The organism is Streptomyces sp. CLV115 (genome assembly GCF_038448545.1).
GTDB classification, from domain to species: domain Bacteria; phylum Actinomycetota; class Actinomycetes; order Streptomycetales; family Streptomycetaceae; genus Streptomyces; species Streptomyces sanglieri.
This window is the reverse complement of record NZ_JBCEWQ010000042.1, coordinates 36,016-55,404: the sequence shown is the minus strand read 5'-3', so window position 1 is coordinate 55,404 and position 19,389 is coordinate 36,016. Positions and strand designations below refer to the sequence as shown.

Annotated in this window: 17 protein-coding genes, 4 pseudogenes and 1 riboswitch; of the genes and pseudogenes, 4 read left to right on the top strand and 17 right to left on the bottom strand. The window is 70.2% G+C overall.

Translation table 11 applies throughout. The features are described 5' to 3' along the window. Nucleotides 1-24: 24 nt before the first annotated feature. From AADR41_RS42915 to AADR41_RS17110, 3 genes and pseudogenes are all read right to left on the bottom strand, one after another. Nucleotides 25-246: a Tn3 family transposase gene (locus tag AADR41_RS42915; protein ID WP_446751060.1), complete on the bottom strand. Its 222-nt coding sequence runs from the start codon at nt 244-246 to the stop codon at nt 25-27. Continuing rightward, nucleotides 162-509: pseudogene (locus AADR41_RS17115) on the bottom strand (DUF4158 domain-containing protein); the annotation flags it as partial. The gene AADR41_RS42915 and the pseudogene AADR41_RS17115, both read right to left, overlap by 85 nt. Before the next feature lie 131 nt (nt 510-640). Beyond that, nucleotides 641-1,483: a hypothetical protein gene (locus AADR41_RS17110; protein WP_342282266.1), complete on the bottom strand. Its 843-nt coding sequence runs from the start codon at nt 1,481-1,483 to the stop codon at nt 641-643. Nucleotides 1,484-1,698: 215 nt separating this feature from the next. Between AADR41_RS17110 and AADR41_RS17105 the strand changes: the two genes are divergently transcribed. Then, nucleotides 1,699-4,050 (top strand): ATP-binding protein, encoded by a 2,352-nt coding sequence (locus AADR41_RS17105; RefSeq protein WP_342282265.1) that lies wholly within the window; start codon nt 1,699-1,701, stop codon nt 4,048-4,050. Here AADR41_RS17105 and AADR41_RS17100 read toward each other — a convergent pair. From AADR41_RS17100 to AADR41_RS17085, 4 genes and pseudogenes are all read right to left on the bottom strand, one after another. Next, on the bottom strand, nt 4,028-4,279 hold the full coding sequence (locus AADR41_RS17100; protein ID WP_342282264.1) for a hypothetical protein: 252 nt from the start codon (nt 4,277-4,279) through the stop codon (nt 4,028-4,030). The genes AADR41_RS17105 and AADR41_RS17100 overlap by 23 nt on opposite strands. Before the next feature lie 83 nt (nt 4,280-4,362). Beyond that, nucleotides 4,363-5,420: pseudogene (locus AADR41_RS17095) on the bottom strand (glutathione-independent formaldehyde dehydrogenase); the annotation flags it as partial. A gap of 449 nt (nt 5,421-5,869) precedes the next feature. Then, on the bottom strand, nt 5,870-6,403 hold the full coding sequence (locus AADR41_RS17090) for a SixA phosphatase family protein (RefSeq protein WP_342282263.1): 534 nt from the start codon (nt 6,401-6,403) through the stop codon (nt 5,870-5,872). A 382-nt stretch (nt 6,404-6,785) separates the two neighbouring features. Further along, nucleotides 6,786-7,268, bottom strand: a complete 483-nt coding sequence (locus AADR41_RS17085) for an inorganic diphosphatase (protein WP_342282262.1) — start codon at nt 7,266-7,268, stop codon at nt 6,786-6,788. A gap of 32 nt (nt 7,269-7,300) precedes the next feature. Beyond that, nucleotides 7,301-7,365, bottom strand: a riboswitch (Fluoride riboswitch). Nucleotides 7,366-7,631: 266 nt separating this feature from the next. Between AADR41_RS17085 and AADR41_RS17080 the strand changes: the two are divergent. Further along, nucleotides 7,632-7,995 (top strand): annotated as a pseudogene (locus tag AADR41_RS17080) (FluC/FEX family fluoride channel); the annotation flags it as partial. 44 nt (nt 7,996-8,039) lie between these two features. On the opposite strand, the gene AADR41_RS17075 reads toward AADR41_RS17080, so the two are convergent. Together AADR41_RS17075 and AADR41_RS17070 are read right to left on the bottom strand one after the other, a co-directional pair. After that, nucleotides 8,040-8,399, bottom strand: a complete 360-nt coding sequence (locus AADR41_RS17075; protein WP_342282261.1) for a DUF4190 domain-containing protein — start codon at nt 8,397-8,399, stop codon at nt 8,040-8,042. Nucleotides 8,400-9,014: 615 nt separating this feature from the next. Beyond that, nucleotides 9,015-10,178 (bottom strand): agmatine deiminase family protein, encoded by a 1,164-nt coding sequence (locus tag AADR41_RS17070; RefSeq protein ID WP_342282260.1) that lies wholly within the window; start codon nt 10,176-10,178, stop codon nt 9,015-9,017. 221 nt (nt 10,179-10,399) lie between these two features. Between AADR41_RS17070 and AADR41_RS17065 the strand changes: the two genes are divergently transcribed. Then, nucleotides 10,400-10,969, top strand: coding sequence for a TetR/AcrR family transcriptional regulator (locus AADR41_RS17065; RefSeq protein WP_342282259.1), 570 nt, complete (start codon nt 10,400-10,402; stop codon nt 10,967-10,969). Here AADR41_RS17065 and AADR41_RS42910 read toward each other — a convergent pair. Both AADR41_RS42910 and AADR41_RS17055 read right to left on the bottom strand, forming a co-directional pair. Beyond that, entirely contained in the window at nt 10,947-11,600 is a 654-nt protein-coding gene (locus AADR41_RS42910; protein WP_446751061.1) for a sensor histidine kinase, read from the bottom strand. The genes AADR41_RS17065 and AADR41_RS42910 overlap by 23 nt on opposite strands. 206 nt (nt 11,601-11,806) lie before the next feature. Further along, on the bottom strand, nt 11,807-12,196 hold the full coding sequence (locus AADR41_RS17055) for a hypothetical protein (protein WP_342282257.1): 390 nt from the start codon (nt 12,194-12,196) through the stop codon (nt 11,807-11,809). Nucleotides 12,197-12,320: 124 nt separating this feature from the next. On the opposite strand from AADR41_RS17055, the pseudogene AADR41_RS42905 reads away from it, so the two are divergent. Then, nucleotides 12,321-12,909: pseudogene (locus AADR41_RS42905) on the top strand (hypothetical protein); the annotation flags it as partial. A gap of 21 nt (nt 12,910-12,930) precedes the next feature. On the opposite strand, the gene AADR41_RS17045 reads toward AADR41_RS42905, so the two are convergent. From AADR41_RS17045 to AADR41_RS17020, 6 genes are all read right to left on the bottom strand, one after another. After that, the gene (locus AADR41_RS17045) at nt 12,931-13,764 is read right to left on the bottom strand and encodes an ABC transporter ATP-binding protein (protein WP_342282255.1); all 834 of its coding nucleotides are present in this window, start codon (nt 13,762-13,764) and stop codon (nt 12,931-12,933) included. Next, nucleotides 13,757-14,749, bottom strand: coding sequence for an ABC transporter ATP-binding protein (locus tag AADR41_RS17040; RefSeq protein WP_342282254.1), 993 nt, complete (start codon nt 14,747-14,749; stop codon nt 13,757-13,759). The genes AADR41_RS17045 and AADR41_RS17040 overlap by 8 nt, the downstream gene beginning before the upstream one ends. Further along, on the bottom strand, nt 14,746-15,600 hold the full coding sequence (locus tag AADR41_RS17035) for an ABC transporter permease (RefSeq protein WP_342282253.1): 855 nt from the start codon (nt 15,598-15,600) through the stop codon (nt 14,746-14,748). The genes AADR41_RS17040 and AADR41_RS17035 overlap by 4 nt, the downstream gene beginning before the upstream one ends. After that, nucleotides 15,597-16,556 (bottom strand): ABC transporter permease, encoded by a 960-nt coding sequence (locus AADR41_RS17030; protein WP_342282252.1) that lies wholly within the window; start codon nt 16,554-16,556, stop codon nt 15,597-15,599. The genes AADR41_RS17035 and AADR41_RS17030 overlap by 4 nt, the downstream gene beginning before the upstream one ends. Further along, a complete protein-coding gene (locus AADR41_RS17025; protein WP_342282251.1) occupies nt 16,553-18,229 on the bottom strand; it encodes an ABC transporter substrate-binding protein in 1,677 nt (558 codons plus the stop codon). Before AADR41_RS17025 ends, AADR41_RS17030 begins: the two co-directional genes overlap by 4 nt. Nucleotides 18,230-18,325: 96 nt before the next feature. Next, the gene (locus AADR41_RS17020; protein ID WP_342282250.1) at nt 18,326-19,339 is read right to left on the bottom strand and encodes an agmatine deiminase family protein; all 1,014 of its coding nucleotides are present in this window, start codon (nt 19,337-19,339) and stop codon (nt 18,326-18,328) included. Nucleotides 19,340-19,389 lie beyond the last annotated feature (50 nt).

Sequence of the window (19,389 nt, the reverse complement as noted above, 5' to 3'; positions counted from 1 at the left end):
GGGCCGCCCGCCCCACCACAAAGTTCAGAGCACGCAGGGCCGGCGAAGTGGGGCGTCCGTCAGATACCGGAGCAGTTGCACGGTGCGGATGATGCGGCCGACCTCGCGGAAGGCGCTGTAGGTGGCGTTCTTGTCTTCCGGATCGACGCCTCCGCAACCCTGCGGGCCCCGGCCTGGTCGTACGTCACCCCAACCCGGCGGCGCACCTCCCTGCGCCGGCGCTCGGCCGTCCGGCCTGTTCCCCACAACGGCTTCGTGCCCTCCGGCAACTCCACCGCGTGGCGGACGAAATCGACCACCATCTCCGGGTACTCGTCCGGCTTCGGAAACCGGCCCATTTGCTGATAGGACTTCAACGCCAGCAGCAGCGCGGGCTGATGGCCGTCGGAATCCATCCGTTCAGCCGCCCACGCCGCCTCCTCCCGGGTCGGCGCGAAGAACAGATGCAGCTCGTGCGCGGTGATCAGCCGCTTGAACCGCGGATACGCGGTCCGTTCGATCGAGGTCACAACCCACCCCGGTCCAGACGGTGGTCGACATCACCACCAACGACACTGGGCCGAACGAGTGACGGCCGGTCCGACCGAAACACCGAGATCAACTATTGGCGGCTTTCGGGCTCATCTCGGCGATACCCCCCTCAGGCCCGGTCACCGTCGGGGTCGTGGTGCCGTCGGTCGGTCAGGGTGGCGCCGTGGGCGAGGACGATATCCAGTGCCGCGTAGTCCGATCCGGGGCGGCGGACGGGTATGAAGACGTCCAGGCGGTCGCGCTCGGTGCTGTAGCCGGCCTTGGTGGCGCGGGGCTTCAGGGCCGGGCTGCCGACGTGTCCGGCCAGGCCGCTCACGTCGAGACGGACGCCGTTGTCCGGGCTTCCGGACACATAGGTGATCCGGGACCAGTCCAGCAGGCCGGGAAAGGGCTTGAGCGTCAGGCCCTCGCGGGTGAACGTCAGGGCTCCCCAACGGAGTGCGCCGCCCGCGGCCAGTTCTTCCAGGTGCCGCGCCGCGACGGCTTCGGCCACGCCCCGGGAGGCGTGTGTGGTGAACGACCGGGCGTTGCCGACAGGGGCCATGGTGGCCAGGCGCCAGAAACCGGATTCCTCGCGGACCTTGATGTAGTCGAGGTCTCTGAGGCGGATCGGGCTGCCCTCGTACGGGCGCAGGACGGTCTTGAGCACGTCGTGGGAGTGGCTGAAGTTGATGCGGACGGACACCCTGGTCGACTCGACGGAGGCGATCTCGTCCCAGGTGAGGCACAGCGTGCGGCGTCCGGGGCGGCGGAACTCGAAGCCGTGCTCGTGCTCGTGGAGCCTGATCCGGGTGTGCCGGACAACGATCGCGGCGCACACGGCGGCCGCCGCGGGGATCGCCCAGAAGGCGAGGCGGAAGGAGCCCTCGTCGTAGTGGTCGTCGGCGATGGTGCACATCACGATGAACACGATGACGAGCGGGGTGAACACCATCAGGGGCCGCCTGGGCATCGCTCCCTGGTAGGTCCACACGCGCTCCCCCAGCCGCCCGGGCTGTTCGCCGCTCCCCGTCGCCGCCCCTGCCGTCAACGCACACCTCGTCTGATCGTCCGGTTCCACGTCGTCGAGTGTCGGACCGGTGTGCGTGCGGGGCTACGGGAGAACTACTCAATTGTGGCCGCTGGTCGGCCGGTCCCGGTCGTCGTACGTCCGTAAGATGGCCGCCCATGGGGACGGGGGCAGGCGCGTTGACGTCGCTGATCGGGCGGCGGGCGGAGACGGCACGGATCGCGGGACTGCTGTCCGGTGCCCGTCTGGTGATGCTCACCGGGGTCGGTGGTGTGGGCAAGACGCGGCTGGCGCTGCGGGTGGCCTCGGACGTGGCGGGATCGTTCCCCGACGGGGTGTACGTGGCCGAGCTGGCCGATCTGCGGGATCCCGGGCTGCTCGCGACAAGTGTTCTGGGCGCCCTCGACGTGGCCCGTCCGGGGCGCCCGGGTGCAGATGCGACGGCCGCACTGGTGGCCCGGCTGGGCGAGCGGCGTGTCCTGCTCGTCCTGGACAACTGCGAGCATCTGATCGATGCCTGCGCCCGGCTCGCCGACACACTGCTGCGTTCTGCCCCCGGCCTGCATGTGCTGGCGACGAGCCGGCAGTCGCTCGGGATCGCGGGCGAGCAGGTCTTTCCGGTGGAGCCGCTGACCGTGCCGGAGGCGGGTGACGTCGCGGACGCGGGGCGCCGGGTGCGTGCCCTGAGCGGCAATCCGGCGGTCGCGCTGTTCGCCGAGCGGGCCGCCGCCGTGCTGCCCGGCTTCACGGTGACGGAGTCCGACACCGCCGCCGCCGTCGCCGAGCTGGTGCGCCGGCTGGACGGGCTGCCGTTCGCGATCGAGCTGGCCGCGGCACGCGTCCGGAGCCTGACGCCGCACGAGATCCTGGAGCGGCTGACGGACCGGTTCGCGCTGCTGACCGGGGGCAGCCGCGTCGCCGCCGACCGGCAGCGCACCCTGCGCGCACTGATCGACTGGAGCCACGAGCTCTGCACGGAGCGCGAGCGGCTGCTGTGGGCGCGGGCCTCCGTGTTCCAGGGCGGTTTCGACCTCGACGGACTGGAACGGGTCTGCGCGGACGCCGAGCTGCCGACGGCGGCGGTGCTCGACACGCTCGACGCCCTGGTGGCCAGGTCGATCATCAACTGCCGTCAGGAGAACGGACGTTCGCTCTATCGCATGCTGGAGACGGTATGGGAGTACGGGCACGAACGGCTGGTCGCGTCGGGCTCGCTCGACGCGCTCCGCGCCCGCCACCGGGACCACTACGCGGAGCTGACCGCGCGGGCCGGGCAGGAGTGGTTCGGGGCCCGGCAGGTCGGCTGGTTCACGCGGCTGCGGCGGGACCATCCAAACCTGCGCGCGGCCCTGGAGTTCTGCCTGGAACAGCCGGGGCAGGCGCGAGCCGGTCTGGCTCTGGCGGTGTCGCCCCGGCACTACTGGCTCACGGCGGGACTGCTGTCCGAGGGGCGCCGCTGGCTGTCGCTGCTGCTCGCCGCCGACCGGGCGCACGGCGGCCCGGACACGGACGTGCGAGTCCGGGCGCTGGTCACCGACACGTATCTGGGCATTCTGCAGGGCGCCCCGGACGCCGAGGTGCGAAGTGCGCTCGCCGCGTGCGAGGAGGCAGCGCGGCTCGGCGGTCATCGTCGGGAGTCGGCGTGGGTGTGGCATCACCACGGGATCCTCGCCGTCTGGCGCGAGGACTTCGCAGGCGCCGCCGGGCTGTTCGCGCGGGCGTGCGCCGAGTTCCGTGTGCAGGGGTGTCCCGACGCGGAGCTCGAGTGCCGGGTCAAGTTCGCCATCGCGCACGCCTACGGGGGTGACGTCGCGCGGGCCGCCGAGGCGTGCGGCGAGGTCGAGGACGCCGCGCGGGCGCGGGGCGAGTCGTGGCTGCACGGGATGGCGCTGCTCGCCCGTGCCCTGCTGGCGCGGCGGGCGGACGCGCCCGGGGACGCGATCGGGCACGCCCGGGCGGCCATCGGCCTGCTGCGGCCGTTCGAGGACTGGTGGGACGTGGCCATGTGCGTGGAGGTGATCGCGTGGAGCACGCGGGGTGCGCCGCGGCGCGCGGCCCGGCTGCTGGGTGTGCTGCATCTGCTGTGGGGGTCGCTGGGCGGGCGGCTCGGCTCGGCGCCGTTCATGTCCGGGCAGCATCTGCGCTTCGAGGCGGGGGTGCGGGAGGCGTTGTCCGGGGCGGTCTTCGAGCGGGAGTTCCGGCGCGGGGCGCGGGCGACGGTGGACGAGGCAATGGCGTACGTACTGGACGATCCGGCCGGGGCGCCGGGGCTGACGCGGCGTGAGAGCCAGGTCGCGGAGCTGATCGCCGCAGGGCTCACGAACAAGGAAATCGCGGTGCGGCTGACGATCGCGCAGCGCACCGCGGAGAACCATGTCGAGCGCATCCTCGGCAAGCTGGGGTTCACGTCGCGTACGCAGCTGGCGGTGTGGACGTACGAGCAGCGTGACGCGCCCGCCGGAACTGACGGAGCGCAGCATCGGTCCGTCAGGTCCCACAGCAGGCGGTAGTACGTGATCCGCTGCGGGCCGGGAAGTGTGCGCTCGGCCGGCCAGCGCGCAGAGTCGCACCGAGGACCTTCACGGTGGTGGTGTACTGCATGTAGATGTCGAGCCGCAGCCGCAGGGCCAGGGCCTCCTTGACATCCTCGCGCTTCCACCGACTCCGATCGGCGATGAGAGTGGCGACGTTGCCGATCGCGGCCCCGGCCAGGGTGGAGAGCAGCGGCAACCAATCCATGCCGGCCGGTTCGGGCCGCCCCATGACGACGGCACCAGGCACGCTGCCCCGTCATCGGTCCGGGGAGCACTCCTCTCCCGCGGCTACGGGTGCAGCACGACCTTCGTGTAGCCCTCGATCCGCTTGTCGAACTTGTCGTACGCCAAGGGCACCTGTTCCAGGGGCAGTTCATGCGAGACGACGAAGCTCGGCTGCGCCCGACCCTCGATGATCATGTCGCGCAGGTACCGGTTGTAGCGCTTCACGTTGCACTGCCCCGTACCCATGCGCAGGCCCTTCTCGAAGAGCTTGCCGATCGAGACGAGGAGCATGCCGTGCTTGGCCTGCTCGTCGGGGCCACCGGGGTCGGACGGAACGTAGAGGCCGGGCACGCCGAGCGCTCCGGTGGCCCGGACCGTGCCGACGAGCGAGTTCAGGACCGTCGCCGGTTCCTCGTGGTAGGTGCCGCGTGCCGACGCCTGGTAGCCGACGGCATCGACGCCCTTGTCCGTGCCGATGCCTTCGGTCTGGTCCTTGATCTGCTCCACGGGGTCACCCTCGGCGAAGTTGACCGGAATCGCACCGATCTCCCTGGCCTTTTCCCACCGCTCGGGAACGCGGTCCACGACGAAGACCTTCTTCGCGCCGCGCAGCAGGGCCGAGTAGGCGGCCATGAGCCCGACCGGCCCGCCGCCGTACACGGCGACGCTCTCACCTGGGCGGACCCCGGCAAGTTCGCAGCCGTGGTAGCCGGTGGGGAAGATGTCGGCGAGCAGCATGAAGTCGGTCTCGTGCTCGTTTCCCGGCGGCAGCTTCAGGCAGTTGAAGTCGGCGTACGGAACGCGCAGGTATTCCGCCTGGCCGCCCGGCCAGGGCCCCATTGCGACATATCCGTAAGCACCTCCCGCAAATCCAGGATTGACGGTCTGACAGAATCCGGTGAATCCCTCGACGCAATTGACGCAGAACCCGCAGGCGACATTGAAGGGCATGACCACGCGGTCGCCCGCCTTCAGCGAGGTGACGCCCTGCCGGTTTCCTCGATGATTCCCATGTTCTCGTGGCCGAAGACGATTCCTGGCTCGGCTGCGGTACGGCCTTCGTACATGTGCAGGTCCGAGCCGCATATCGCGGTGGAGGTGATCTTTACGATCACGTCGTTCGCTCCGCGGTCGCGGCGCGACTGTCGATGCCTTCATCAACGGCGACTGGCTGCCGCTGTCGTGGTGGGAATTCTCCGACGGCCTCCGCGAGGACATCGCCGACCGCTGACCCCGGTGCGGACGGTGGTCCACGCCGCTGCCCGGGCTCTTGATCTTTGATCGATGCCGGAACGCTCCGCGCCCGCGCGGCCAGCACCAAGGCTCTGTCGCTGCCCCCGGCACCACGTAGGGGCCGTTTCTCATGGTGGGCCGGGCAGGCCGATCGGTTCGTCGCGCGGGGGCCGCTCAGGGCGTCACGAGCCGGGTTGCACTTCCACGGCAGGTCAGCCAACTCCATCACCCGGCTCCCGCAGTTCGTCGCCAAGTGCTCCTGGGTTCGTCGCCGAATACTCCCGCAACGCGTTCGCCATCTGCCGCATCTACGTCGGCGTCCTGCGGCTCGGGCCACTCAACGCGTGGCGGCGATGCCGCGGGGCACTGCGAAATCAACGAGCGCCGCCGTGCCCGGCGCGAGCTGGGCCCATGCGGACGGCACCACCAGTACCGCGACCGCGGAGGTCGGGAACTTCGCGCGGGCCCGCGCGAGTACCTCGTCGTCCCCGCCTCCCACCAGGGACAGGACCAGGTCCTGCACGCCGGGCTGGTGGCCGATCAGCAACACGGTCCGTCGCCGCTCGGGGACATCGCGCACGACGGCGGCCAGAGCGGACGCGCTCGCCTCATACACCCGCGGCTCGAACACCACCTCCGGCGACGCGTCCAGCTGGGCCGCGACGAGATCCCATGTCTGCCGGGTACGCCGGGCGGTCGAGCAGATGACCAGGTCGGGCACGCAGTGTGCCTCGCGCAACCAGCGTCCGGCCGCCGGGGCGTCCCGGCGGCCCCGGCCCGCGAGCGGGCGCTGGTGATCGGGTACACCGTCCGGCCGGGCCGACTTGGCGTGCCGCAGCACGATCAACCGGGCCGCACCGTACGTGGGCATGGTCTCACCCCGCTTCGGCCGCTGGAAGGCGCACGATCTCACGTGTGAGTTCCAGGCCGAGTGTCCGGTCCGGGGAGGCGAAGGTCTCGAACCTTCGCGCCCTCGGGCACTCCCGCGACCGCCTGCACACCGAGCAGCAGGTCGAGAACGGCTGGTGTGTCGAGACCGGCCGGCAGCGCATCAGCCGTCCGTCTCCGCCGTCCGCAGCACGTCGGCGAAGACGAGTACTCGTGCGTGGGCCGGACCTGGGGCGCCGTCGATGTCCGGCGTGTGCACGCACATCCGCAGCGGCCGATCGCGCGCCGACGGAAGTGGTGCCGCACGGTGCGTACGGCCGTCGATGATTTGTCGTCAACGCCTGCCTCCCTCCACCGTCGGCAGGTCACTCCAGACATCCGGTGAGCTGGAGAAAGGAGTGCCGCGCAGTTGCCACGAGCCGATCGGCTTCCTTGCGGCTTCCGCAGCCCGTCACCTGGTAGGCGGACTCGGGTGTCAGCCGGCCCAGAGCCGATGCCCAGGCGGCGGGCTCTGCATGCCAGCGGCTGAGATCCGTGGTGTCGACCAGGTCTACGAAGGATTCGACCTCGGCGACGCAGACCACTTCGTCCAGGTCATGCCGGCCGTCGTTCAGATGGAGCACTGCCACCGGCCAGGCCGCCACCTCGTCGCCCGGCAGTGCCGGCTCCTGCAACAGGACCATGGTCTGGATGGGGCGGCCGTCCGTGCCCAGGGTGTCCTCCACGCATCCCTTGCCGACAGGCCAGCCGCCGCGGCCCGTCGCATCGGACTCGTCCGGCACCGGACCGTCGTTCCTGCCGATGGACGACCCGACGGTCGATTCGACCGCGACAGTAATGTGAGGCATCACCCCCACCTCCCGCAATGCCAGAAGAATGGGATCACGCAGAGGCCATCAGCGCCGTGGTGGCGCGGTTACGGCGAGCCTCATCGCCGGTTGCGTCCATTGTCCTGCGCGGGGGCAGGCGTCACAACTGCCGCGCTCCGGCCGGACCGAGGAACGTTCTCGGTACCCGGTAGACTTGCCCGCGGCGGTGTTCCGGTGGGCACCGCACGGCGGTGGGGCACGCCGTACCCGAACCGCGGCAACGAAGCCGCCAACGGTCCCTACTTGTGACGCGCGCGCTCATGTACCAGCGCGCCCGGCGAGTAGGAGACGTACGTGGAAAAGTCCCGGACCCGCATACTGAACGAATTCGTCGACCCCGACATCGATCCCCGGATTCCCGCACAGCACAAAGAACCGCGGCAGGGCCCCGTGATCGCTGCCGTCGCGCTCGGCGGCGGGGCAGGAGCGGCCGCACGGTACGGGGCCTCGCTCCTGTGGCCCACACCCGCCGATGCCTTCCCGTGGACAACCTTGGCCGTCAACGCCGTCGGCTGTGCGGTCATCGGCGTCTTCATGGTCGTGATCACCGACGTCTGGGCCGCCCCTCGGCTTTGTACGCCCCTTCTTCGGCACCGGTGTACTCGGCGGTTTCACCACCTTCTCCACCTACGCAGTGGACATCCGGCGCCTCGTGAACGGGGGCGAAGCAAGCACCGGCCTGGCATACCTGGCGCTCACCCTGATGCGAGTGCCTGCCGGGTGATGCGGGGGGGCACGTGGTCGGACCGGTCAGCTCCTGGTGAGGTGCCGGCTGACGCACTGCGCGTACTGCCGCAGGGTGTCGGGCTGGTAGCACGCCTGGGTCCGGTTCGCGTACCAGGCCAGGAATAGGGCGGCCAGGGCGGCGACCACGATTGCGAGAACCGACGTCACCACGCCGGTGACGGCCCTGGCACGGCCGGGGCCGGTCGGTCCGGACGCCTTCAGGCCGACGGCGCCCAGGACCACGCCGATGAGGCCGAGTGCTCCGCCGAGGAGGACGACCGAGGTGAACAGGCCGGTGACGCCCAGCACCATGGCCGCGGTGGCCGGCCCGTCCTTGCCGACCGCAGGCCGTGTACTGAGGCTTGCCGTTCCTTGCGTGTTCATCCGTCATCCTCCGGTGGCGCCAACTGGGCAGGAAAGGATCATGAGTTACGGGTGCACGGGCGCACATCGCGAGAAGGCGGGAAAAGCTTCTCCCTCGACCGAGGGAGGTCTACCGCGCGCCGAGAAGCGATACTTGCCGACTACGACCAGGGGTTCTTCGCCGTTCCCGCGCGGCTCCACCTGTTCGGGCACGCTGTTCGTCTCCCTCGGAGCGATGGCGAGCGCTCCGCTGCCGCCGCTCGCCGCGCTTCCAGCACTGGCGTGACGCTCCACCCCATACGAAGTGCGGGCGGCGCCGGCCCTGCCGGTCCGGGCAGCCCTGGACGCCGCGGCCGGTCTCGCCCCGTCACCCGGCGCTTGCTGATCGCGTCCCCGCGCCACCTGCTGAAGGGGCCGCTGCCCCAGGTGTCGTACGGGAGCACGCGAGTAGGCCCGCCCGGCGGTCGGCTCTCGTCGTTGGTACAGAGAAGCTGCTGGGCCGGCGGAAGGGCCCGGCGATGAGGCCCAGCCGGAGCAGGCAGTGGTCCGCCTGCTCCGGCTGGGCCCGTACGGAACTCTCGCGGGGCCCTCTGCCCCGGCCTCGTCCTCGGTCTCGGTCTCGGCGCAACTCACCGGCTACGGCACGGGCTGCTGCTGGGTGACGCAGTGGATTCCGCCGCCGCCGGTGCCGAGGCGGTCGATGTTGAGCTGTTCGACGGCCCGGCCGGGGTAGAGCCGGGAAAGCGTGGCCTTGGCCGCGGCGTCGGCCTGGACGTCGCCGAACTGGCCCGAGATGACAGCACCGTTGCACAGGTAGTAGTTGGCGTAGGAGGCGAGGAAGTCGCTGCTGGTGGAGCGGATCTTGTTGTAGTCGGGGCCCTGGAGCCGGCTCACCGACATCGGGCTGCCGCTCGCCGTGGTGGAGGCGGACAGGATCTGGTACTGCTGGCGCGCATCCTCGGCGTAGACATCGGTGTCCGTCGCCAGGGGCATCTGGACGAGCGCCTGCCCAGGAGCGAGAAAGCGCGAGGTCGCGTCGACGTGGTCGTCGGTGATGTCCTGCCCGGACACGCCGTCGAACCAGATGACCTCGGAGGCTCCGTACGCGGCACACATGGCGGTTTCGAGCTGTGCCTGTGACTTGCCGGGGTTGCGCTTGGTGCTGATGAGGCTGCTGCGGGTCGCCATCAGGGTGCCGGCACCGTCCTGTTCGATCGCGCCGCCCTCTGCGACCAGGGCCGCGGAAGTGAACGGGACGCCGACGTAGGAGGCGATCCGCCCGGCTACGAGGGCGTCCTTGGCGTGGGTCTGCTTGTTGCCCCAGCCGTTGAAGTTCAGTCCGACCGCGTCGAGGCCGCCGGAGCCGTTGGTGCGGAAGACCGGGCCGCTGTCGCGCATCCAGCAGTCGTCGACCGGGATGGTGCTGATGACGGTGACCGCGGACCCGCACATCGACCGGGCGTTGGCCGCGCTGCCGGAGTTGGCGCACATGATGACGGGCTCGTACTTGGCGATGGTCCGTGCGATCAGCGCGATGTCGGCCTGGACGCCGCTGAGCAGCTTGCGGCCCCAGATCGCGGTGCTGTCCGGCCAGGCCATCCAGGTGCGGGTGTGGCGGACGTCCTCGATCGGGACGCGGAAGGAGCTCGCCGGAGCCGCCTGGCTGCGTGGCGACGCGGCCAGGGCTCGCCCCTCGCTCGCCGCGAGTGCAGCGCCCGCGGCAGTGAGCCCCGCCGCCGCGAGGAACCCGCGCCTGCCCATGCCCCTGCCCGGGGACTGGTTCCCTGCATGCTCGTTCATGTGGATCTCCTTCGTCGTTTCCGCCCAGCACCGCGGCACGGTGGGAGTCCGAAAACTAGAACTGACCGAGCGCTCGGTCAATAGTTTGGGCGACGGATCTCCCGAGTTCGCGCAACACTGCAGGTGGAGGCCGGGGTGCTCGTTAGAGTGACGTCATGGCAGCATCGGCAGAAGGCCCCCAGAAAATCTCCCCACCCTCTGTCCGGCCGGGGCGGTCGCGCGTGTCGGCGAAGGGCGAGCAGACCCGTGCGCGGCTGATCTCGGCCGCCCGGACCCTGCTGGCCGGTGAGATGAGCGAGCGTTTCACCACACGCAATGTGGCGGCCCTGTGCGGGGTTTCGCACGGAATGTGCCATTACCACTTCCAGAATCGCACCGATCTCATCCTGGCCGTCGTCGAGGACATCCGCCCCGAGTGGATCTCCCCCCTGGAGGCGGCGGTCTCCGCCCCCGGTACGTTCGCCGAGCGCGCCGAGCGCGTGGTCGATCTGCTCGGCCGGCCCGAGGGCACGGACCTCGCGCACCTGCACTCGGCGCTGCACTGGCACGCGTTGAACGACGACCGGGTGCGGGAGTCCCTCGATGCCGAGTACCGGCGCTGGCGCGCCGCGTTCGTCGACCTGTTCCAGGTCCTGGCCGACGAGCGCGGCGGGAACCTCGACCCCCGTCCGCTGGGCGCTGCCGTCGCCGCCGCCGTCGACGGGCTCGCCGCCGCGGAGTCGCTGGACGCCGGGGTCAATACCGGAGCGGTCCTGCGGACGCTCATCTTCACTCTCGCGGCCGGCGTCTGAGCCGGTCACGGCCCACCACAGCGCCCGACGGGCAGCCGCGATCACTTCCGGTTCCCGGACTGGCGGGACGGACTCCAGGAGGACCCGGGCATACGGGTGTTGTGGTGCGACGATGATCTTGAAGTCCTGACCCGCCCGGATTTGCCTGCGGCGACGTGCAGCGGGGTCGCGTTCGGCGACGTGCCGGGCGACCGGGTCGACGCCGGGACGGGCGTACCGCTCCAGGGAGCGGACGGATGCGTGGCGGGAGCGGGCCGGGCAGCATCGGGGTGGAGGTGCCGTCCTCCGCGTCGTGCGTCAGGGCACCGCGACGCAGCCGGCGAAGCGTCAAGCCCGCGTCGGCCAGGTCGCTCACCGCGTCCATGGCAACATGCGCGAGGTCCACGGGGTTCGGCGTCAGCTTCTCGCTCTCACCGCGTGCCGACGTCAGAGCCGCGATCAGTTGTTCCGTGCGGGCGTTGGCGCCCAGAGCGCGCCGGATGTCCGGTCTCAGGCCGGCGGGGACGCGGCCCTGGGCCAGGGGGATCTCCAGGGCGGTGCGCTGAAGGATGAGCGGGGTGCGGAGTTCGTGCGAGACGTGGGCGGTGAAGCTGCGCTGGGCGGTGAAGCTGCGGTCCAGGCGGTCGAGCATGACGTCGAAGGTGTCGCCGCCCGTGACCAGACAGTCGACGTTCAGCCGGCGAGGTCTCACTGAATGTGCCGCTACCGCTTCCAGCACCGGACCGGCCAGAACCTGGCTTCGGCTCGCACGCTCGCCGCCGGAGCCCGAACCGGCCGTCGAGCTGCCCTGGATGATCAGTTCCAAAGGGTGCCTGCGGAGGGTGTGGGGGTGGGCGGTCAGGCACCGGGGTCGACTTCGGGGTGTGTGAACCGCACGGGCTTGTCCAGCGAGCGGGCGTAGGCGATTTCGGCTCGGGTGCTGTCTCCGATGTAGTCGCCGACTACGAGCGCCTCATCAGCAAGCCGGATCTTCGCTCGGTGCAGATCGTCGAGTCGAACCTTCAGCGCCTCGGCCTCGACAGGATCGGACCAAAGTTCGTGCGGCGACTTCATGTCGCAACCCGGCTTGACGACAATCCTTCCGGCTTTGGTCTCCCGCAGATCGGCCTCGGTCATCTCGGTCATGAAACGTGTGGATCCGCAGATCACGACGATACGCGGGAGGCTCAACTGCTGCTTCGCCTCGGCGAGTTTCTCCGCGGGGGTGAGCGGTTGCGGGTATGGCACTGGTTTCTCCTGGTGGTCTGGTCCGAGGGGTGCCTGCGGAGACGAGAACGAGGATGTCCAAGATCGTCCTACGGCGAACGACGTGGACATCCTCGCGACAGCACGCTGTGCGACGACCGACGACATGCCAAAGGAGCATCCCGACCTGGCGCCGTGGCGCCCTCGGTCGGCATGGCGCCTCGCCCGAGCGATGCCGAAGCGGTCGCCCTCGCCATGATGCATGGCCATACTCGGCATCACCTCCGGGGCCAAATGGCTCCGCCATGCCCGTGCCCACCTGCGCCACCCCTTCCGGCTACTGCACCGGCCACCGGCCCTTCTTCCGGGGCCTGCGCCCGCACCTGGTCTGCACCCTTCTGGGCCGGCCCATCGCCTCCGCCCCGACCTGGGCCAAGGCCGACGAACGCCACATCCACCGGCTCGAACGCGGATGCGAACGCGAACTGCCCTAGCATGCAGTCCAGTTGCTGCGGCCGGCCCGCAAGGGTGAACGGGAACGGCCTGGCGCAGCCCTGTTCAAGCCGCTGCGACAGCTCATCGAATCGATCGACGAGACCTTCAACGGACACCTCGGCCTCGAACGGCACCGAGGGCGCACATCCGGAGGTGTCGTAGCCCGCGTCATGCAACGCGTCCTCGCGCTGACCGCCGCGATCTGGCACAACGACGCCACCGGACTAACCGTCCTGCGCCCACTGATCGGCTACGGTCACCGACCGCTTGGAACAGATCGTCTAAAGGGCCCGGCGGGCCTCCGCGATCCGCTCCGGGTCCCAGCCGGGGCGGGGCACGGACTCCAGGAGGAGCCTGGTGTAGGGGTGCTGGGGAGCGGCCAGTACTTCGGCGGTGGCCCCCGCCTCGATGACGGCGCCGTGCCGCATGACGATGACGTCATCGGTGACGCACCGGACCACGCCGAGGTCGTGGGTGATGAAGAGGTAGCCGATCGAGGTCTGCTCCCGGATGTCGGCGAGCAGGTTGAGGATCTGCGCCTGTACGGATACGTCGAGGGCCGCGACCGCCTCGTCGAGGACGAGTACGGCCGGCTCGACGGCCAGGGCTCGCGCGATGGCGACGCGCTGCCGCTGTCCGCCGGAGAGCTGTCGCGGCAGTGCGTCCGCGGCGCGTGTGCCCAACCCGACCTGGTCGAGCAGTTCCCGTATCCGCCGGGCGTGGTCGCGCTCGGGGAAGTGGAGCCGCAGTGTCTCGCGCAGGGCCAACTCGACGCCGGTCCTCGGGTCGAGCGACAGGAGAGGGTCCTGGAAGACCATCTGTACCTCACGGGCGCGGGCGAGACGCTTCGCCCGCCCGCGGGCCCGGTCGGTGCGGGACCGGCCGCACACAAGAACGTCGCCCTCGTCCGCCTGTTCCAGGCCGACGACGATCCGGGCGGTGGTGGTCTTGCCGGAGCCGGACTCTCCCACGATGCCCAGTGATCCGCCGTGCGGCAGTGTGAAGGACACGTCATCCACGGCCCGTACGGTGCCGAAGGTCCTGTGCAGGCCCCTGACGGCCAGCACGTTCTCCGCATTCTCGCCGTACCGGGTGCTCTCTGCGTTCTCAGACATCGATGGCGCTTCCTTCGAGTCGGTCGCTGTGGTGACAGGCCGCGTGGTGGTCCGGCCGGCCCGGAGCGGGCAGCGGCAACGGGGCCTGCCGGTCGCACAGTTCGGTGGCCAGCGGGCAACGTGCGGCGAAGGCGCAACCGGTCAGCTCCATTCGGAGGTCGGGAGGCCGGCCGTCGATGGCGGCGAGTCGGCCCTGCGGGTTCTCCATGCGCGGGGTGGAGGCGAGGAGGGCGGCCGTGTAGGGGTGTCGGGGGGACTCGAAGAGGACCTCGGCGGGTCCGCTCTCGGCGATCCGCCCGGCGTACATGACGTACACGCGGTCGCTGATCGCCGCCGCGAGGTCGAGGTCGTGGGTGACGAACAGCAGCCCGGTGCCGAATCGCTCGCGCAGTCTGCCCAGGAGGGCGACGACCTCGGCCTGGGTGGTGACGTCCAGTGCGGTGGTGGGCTCGTCGGCGAGCAGGAGCGACGGGTCTCCCATCAGCGCGGTGGCGATCATGACGCGTTGCAGCATGCCACCGGACACTTGGCTGGGGTATTTGGCCAGGGCGGTGTCGTCCAGCCCCACCGCCTCCAGAAGTTCTACCGCGCGGGCTTCCGCCTCGGCGGCGCTCATCGTGCGGTTGAGCCGCACGCTCTCGGTGAGGAAGTCGCCGATGCGCCGCAGGGGGTTGATGGCCGCCCGTGGGTCCTGGAAGATCATGGCCACCGTGCCGGTGCGCAGCGCGCGCAGCCGCTCGGGGTCCAGGGTGAGGACGTCGTGGCCGTCGACGAGGACGGTGCCTTCGGTGACGGCGCCCGGAGGCAGCAGGCGAAGGGCGCTGCGCGAGGTGAGGCTCTTTCCGGAGCCGGACTCGCCGACGAGGGCGACGGTCTCGCCGACGGCGACGGTGAGGTCGATCCCGTCGAGGACGGGGCGGGCGGTGCCGGGCAGGGTGATCCGGAGCCCCTGGATGTCGAGTGCCGGCCGGTCGGATGTGTTCATCGGTCTCTCCTGGCTACGCGGTCGGCCCAGCGCTCTCCGACCACGTTGAACGCGACCACCGTGAGCACGATGAAGACGCAGGGCAGAATCGCGGACAGCGGGTATCCGTGCTGGACGGCGGTCTGCCCGTCGAAGACCATGCGTCCCCAGTCGGGCGTGAGCGCCGGGACACCGAGGCCGAGGAAGGAGAGGCCGGCGAGGTCCATGAGGGCGTAGCCGAAGTTGATGGTGGACTGGGCGAGGACCACGGGGGCGATGTTGGGCAGGATGTGGCGCACGCAGATGTACAGCGCCGAGTGGCCTTGGACCTGGTAGGCGCTGACGTAGGGGCGCTCGCGCTCGGCGAGCACCAGCGAACGCGTCAGCCGGCTGACGTAGGGCAGGTAGGCGACGGCGAGGGCGATGACCGGAGCCAGCAGCCCTTCGCCGTAGATCGAGATGATGAGGATCGCCAGCAGCATGCCGGGGAAGGCGAAGACGATTTCGGTGCTGCGGGAGAGGACCGAGTCGAGCCAGCCGCCTCGCCAGGCCGCGGCCGTGCCGACCACGATGCCGGCGACGGTGGAGAAGAGGACCACCCCGAGCGGGCCGAGCAGCGAGGCGCGGGCGCCCAGCAGGAGCCGCGAAAGGGTGTCTCGGCCCGCGGCGTCGATGCCGAGCAGATGCCCGGACGAGGGTCCGGCGAGCGCGTTGCCGAGGTCGACGGTGTTGGGGTCGTACGGCACGACAAGGGGGGCGAGCAGCGCCGCGCCGACGACGAGGACGACGAAGGCCAGGCAGCACAGGTGGAGCGGTGACCGGGCCGTGCGGATCCTGGCCGGACCGGGTCGGCGGGTGAGGACGGCGGTCATGCGGAGGACCTCCTCGATCCGAGGGTGATCCGCGGGTCGACCAGCGGGAGCAGGAGGTCGACGATGAGGTTCACGATCATGAACAGGGCGACGATGATCAGGGAGATGGCCTGGACGGTGGGGAAGTCCTTGGTGGAGGTGGACAGTTCGAGGAGCTGGCCGATGCCGCCGATGCCGAACGCGCTCTCCACGAGGATCGTGCAGACCAGGAGGGTCGAGACGATCAGGCCGCCGGTGGTCAGGACCGTGCCGAGCGAGTTGCGGAACGCATGTCGGCGGACGACCTGGCGCTCGGGCACACCCCGGCTGCGGGCCACCGTGACGTGCTCGCTGTCCAGCGCTTCGAGCATCGCCGAGCGGGTGACCCGGGCGAGCAGGCCGATCAGGTAGAGGGCGAGCGCGATCGCGGGGAGGGTCAGGTGCCAGAGCTGGTCGAAGAGGCCCTCGCCGGCACCGCCGCTCGGGAACCAGCCGAGTTTGACGGCGAACAGAGCCTGAAGGAGTACGGCCGCGACGAAGGACGGGGCCCCGACGGCGAAGGTGGTGGTGACCAGGACGGCGGAGTCCGTGGCACCGCCGCGTACGGCGGCGAGCCGGCCGAGCAGCAGGCCGACGACCACCACCACGACCAGGGCCATCGCGATCAGCAGCAGGGTGGTGGGAAGGCGGTCGGCAAGCAGGCCGGAGACGTCGGTGCGGTACGTGATCGACCGCCCGAAGTCGCCCTGCGCCATGTCGCCGAGCCAGCGCAGGTACCGGACGAAGAAGGGGTCGTCCAGGTGGTATTGGGCGCTGATCGCGGCGAGGGCCTCGGGCGAGGCCGAGCGGCCCGAGAGCAGGAAGCTCGCGGGGCTGCCCGGCGCGAGGTACATCGCGCCGAAGACCACGAACGACGCGCACAGCAAGGTGACGATCATCTCCGCGAGCCGCCGTGCGGCGAATCTGGTGAAGCTCACGGTGCGGCCCCCACATCGGCGGCCCACGGGTAGTACATGTAGGAGATGGTGGTGGGGGCGCCGCTGATCCTCTTGTTGAGGAAGACCGCGGTGGGCCACTCGGCGACCGGGATCCACAGCAGCTGCTCGGCGGCGTGCTTCTGCAGCTCCACCTCGATCGCCAGGCGCTCGTCCGGGTCGTACGCGGCGGTCGCCCGGTCGATGCCTTGGTCGTACTTCGTGTCGCTGTAGCCGGCGAAGTTCAAGTAGGCGCCGGTCCTGAAGTTCGAGAGCAGGTCCAGCGGGTCCGTGATGTTCTGGTAGGAGGTGTAGGGGAACAAGTCGATGCCCTCGCGCGCATCAGGGTCGGTGAACAGCGCGGTGAAGGCGTTCGGGGCGATGGTCCTGAGGCGGATGTCCAGGCCGATCCGGGTGCCGGCTGCCTGGAGGGCGGTGGCGAGGAGGGAGACGTCCTGGCCGATGGAGCTGGTGGCAACGGTCAAGGTCTTGCCGGAGGCGCCGGCCTCCTTGATCAGCTTCGTGGCCTTCTCGATGTCCCGCTCGGCGGGTGGCAGTGAACCGAAGGCGGCTTGTCCGGTCCGCTTCGAGGCTCCGGCCCAGGAGGCCCGGGGGGTGAGCGAGTTGGTGGCGGTGCCCGCGCCGCCGAGTCCGGCCTTGACGAACCCGGAGCGGTCCAGCGCCAGGGACAGTGCGCGGCGCACCCGGACGTCACCGAGCGGCCCCTTCATGTTGGTGACGTTGACGTTGACCGTGGTCAGGCCCTCGCCGAAGTAGAGGGTTCCGGGGCCGCTGTTCCTGAGCCGTCCGTAGCTCTCGGTGGGGATGAGGTAGCCGCCGTCGGCCTCCCCGCTGAGCAGGGCGTTGGTACGGGCCGAGGGGTCGGTCATGAAGCGGAAGACGACCTTGCCGGCCTTGGCCTTCTTGCCCCAGTAGCCGTTGAACCGGTCGAGTTCGACGGACTGGCCCTTGTTCCAGGTGCCGAGCTTGAACGGGCCGGTGCAGGCGAGGCCACCGGAGGTGCCGTAGTCCTTGCCGGCGGCCTCGACACCGGCCTTGGAGGCGACGACGCCGGCGGCGGTGGCCATGTACTGGGGGAACTGGGAATCGGGCTTCTTGAGCCCGACGGTGACCTGGAGCGGACCGGTCTTCTTCACGGAGGCGACGTTCTGGAAGATCTGGGCCCACGCGGCGGCGTTGTCGGGGTCGGTCTGCCGGCCGAGGCTGAAGACCACGTCGTCGGCGGTCATCGCCCTGCCGTTGTGGAAGCGCACCCCCGGGCGAAGGTCGTAGACCCAGGTGGTGGGGTTCGGGTTGGAGGCCTTGCGAGCCAGGCCGGGTTCCATGGTGAGCTTCGGCGTCCAGCGCATCAGGCTCTCGCACACGTTGGAGAGGATGGTGTTCTGCGGGTAGTCGAACGCCATGGTGTAGTCGAGCGTGGGCGGCTCGGCGTAGGTGGCCCAGGTGAAGGAGTCGATCTCGCCCCTGGCGGCGGGCGTGCCCTTCGAGAGGGTGAAGTCGCCGGGGTGACTCCCCTCGTCCTTGGGCGGTCCCGAACAGGCCGCGACCAGGACTGCGGAGGTCAGGAAGGCGGCCATGGCGGCCGGGCGGCGGTGGGTCGGCCCGCCGCGCGGCACCCTCGCGCGTCTGCCGGTGCGGGGTACGGGTGTGCTCATCGTCGCGCTCTCTTTCCGTACGTGGTGTGCGTACGCGATGGGGGAGGCAGCCGGACCCGGGAGGGGTCCGGCAGGAGCGGGCGGGCCCGGTCCGGGTCACGCGCCGGGGCGGACGGCGGGGATCTGCTGCGTGATGCAGTGCACTCCCCCGCCGCCGAACGCGATCACGGGTGCCCGCACACCGACGACCTTGCGGCCGGGGTAGGCCTCGGCGATCACCGCGAGGGCGTCCTCGTCCCGGGGCACGCCCGCCACCGGGACGACCACGCCTGCATTGGCGACGTAGTAGTTCAGATACGACACCTCGACCTCGCCGCCGGCCACATCGGCGAACGCGGTCTGCGGGACATCGATGATCTCGAACGGGCGGCCGTCGGCATCGGTCGTGGCCTCCAGTACCGCGCGGTTGGCGCGCATGCGGGCGTAGTCGGGGTGCGCGGGGTCGTCGGGCAGCGAGACGACGACCTTGCCCGGGGCGGCGAAGGCGCAGACTCCGTCGACGTGACCGTCGGTCTCGGTGTCGAGGAGTCCGCCGTAGGGAAGCCAGACAACCTTGCGGACGCCCAGCCGGGATTTCAGCTCGGCCTCGATCTCGTCCCGGTTCATGCCGGGGTTCCGGTTGGGATGCAGGAGGCACTGTTCGGTCGTGATCAGCGTGCCCTCGCCGTCGACCGTGATCGCCCCGCCCTCAAGGATCATCTCGGAGGCGATGCGTTCCACCCCGAGGTGGTCGAGGAGCAGCGCGCTGATCCGGTCGTCGGAGTCGTACGGGTGGTGCTTGCGGCCCCAGGCGTTGAAGCGGAAGTCGACACCGGCCCGGCGCCCGTCGCCGTCCAGGACGAACAGCGGCGCGGAGTCACGGAACCAGGAGTCGTCCAGCGCAAGCTCCACGACGGTGATCTCCGGGCCGCAGCAGGTCCGGGCGTCCTCACCGTGGCCGGGCGGGGCCACCATCGTCACCGGTTCGAACTCCGCGATCGCCCGGGCGACGTTCGCGTACTCCTTCTTGACGTCGTTCAGCACGCTGCCCCAGAGGTCGGGGCGGGTGGGCCAGGCCATCAGGCAGCCCTCGTGCTCGGACCACTCGGCGGGCATACGGAAGGCGGTCATCTGAGATCTCTCTTCTTTCGCCAGAGGTACCGGTCGGTCGGCGGCGAGCC

Bases quoted from the DNA above. Each gene is read 5' to 3' on its own strand.
- AADR41_RS17045 (WP_342282255.1), bottom strand. From the start codon at position 13,764: ATGTCTGAGAACGCAGAGAGCACCCGGTACGGCGAGAATGCGGAGAAC.
- AADR41_RS17075 (WP_342282261.1), bottom strand. From the start codon at position 8,399: ATGAACACGCAAGGAACGGCAAGCCTCAGTACACGGCCTGCGGTCGGC.
- AADR41_RS17020 (WP_342282250.1), bottom strand. From the start codon at position 19,339: ATGACCGCCTTCCGTATGCCCGCCGAGTGGTCCGAGCACGAGGGCTGC.
- AADR41_RS17090 (WP_342282263.1), bottom strand. From the start codon at position 6,403: ATGCCCACGTACGGTGCGGCCCGGTTGATCGTGCTGCGGCACGCCAAG.
- AADR41_RS17100 (WP_342282264.1), bottom strand. From the start codon at position 4,279: ATGGATTGGTTGCCGCTGCTCTCCACCCTGGCCGGGGCCGCGATCGGC.
- AADR41_RS17105 (WP_342282265.1), top strand. From the start codon at position 1,699: ATGGGGACGGGGGCAGGCGCGTTGACGTCGCTGATCGGGCGGCGGGCG.
- AADR41_RS17040 (WP_342282254.1), bottom strand. From the start codon at position 14,749: ATGAACACATCCGACCGGCCGGCACTCGACATCCAGGGGCTCCGGATC.
- AADR41_RS17085 (WP_342282262.1), bottom strand. From the start codon at position 7,268: ATGCCTCACATTACTGTCGCGGTCGAATCGACCGTCGGGTCGTCCATC.
- AADR41_RS17035 (WP_342282253.1), bottom strand. From the start codon at position 15,600: ATGACCGCCGTCCTCACCCGCCGACCCGGTCCGGCCAGGATCCGCACG.
- AADR41_RS17025 (WP_342282251.1), bottom strand. From the start codon at position 18,229: ATGAGCACACCCGTACCCCGCACCGGCAGACGCGCGAGGGTGCCGCGC.
- AADR41_RS42910 (WP_446751061.1), bottom strand. From the start codon at position 11,600: ATGCTCGACCGCCTGGACCGCAGCTTCACCGCCCAGCGCAGCTTCACC.
- AADR41_RS17070 (WP_342282260.1), bottom strand. From the start codon at position 10,178: ATGAACGAGCATGCAGGGAACCAGTCCCCGGGCAGGGGCATGGGCAGG.
- AADR41_RS17110 (WP_342282266.1), bottom strand. From the start codon at position 1,483: ATGCCCAGGCGGCCCCTGATGGTGTTCACCCCGCTCGTCATCGTGTTC.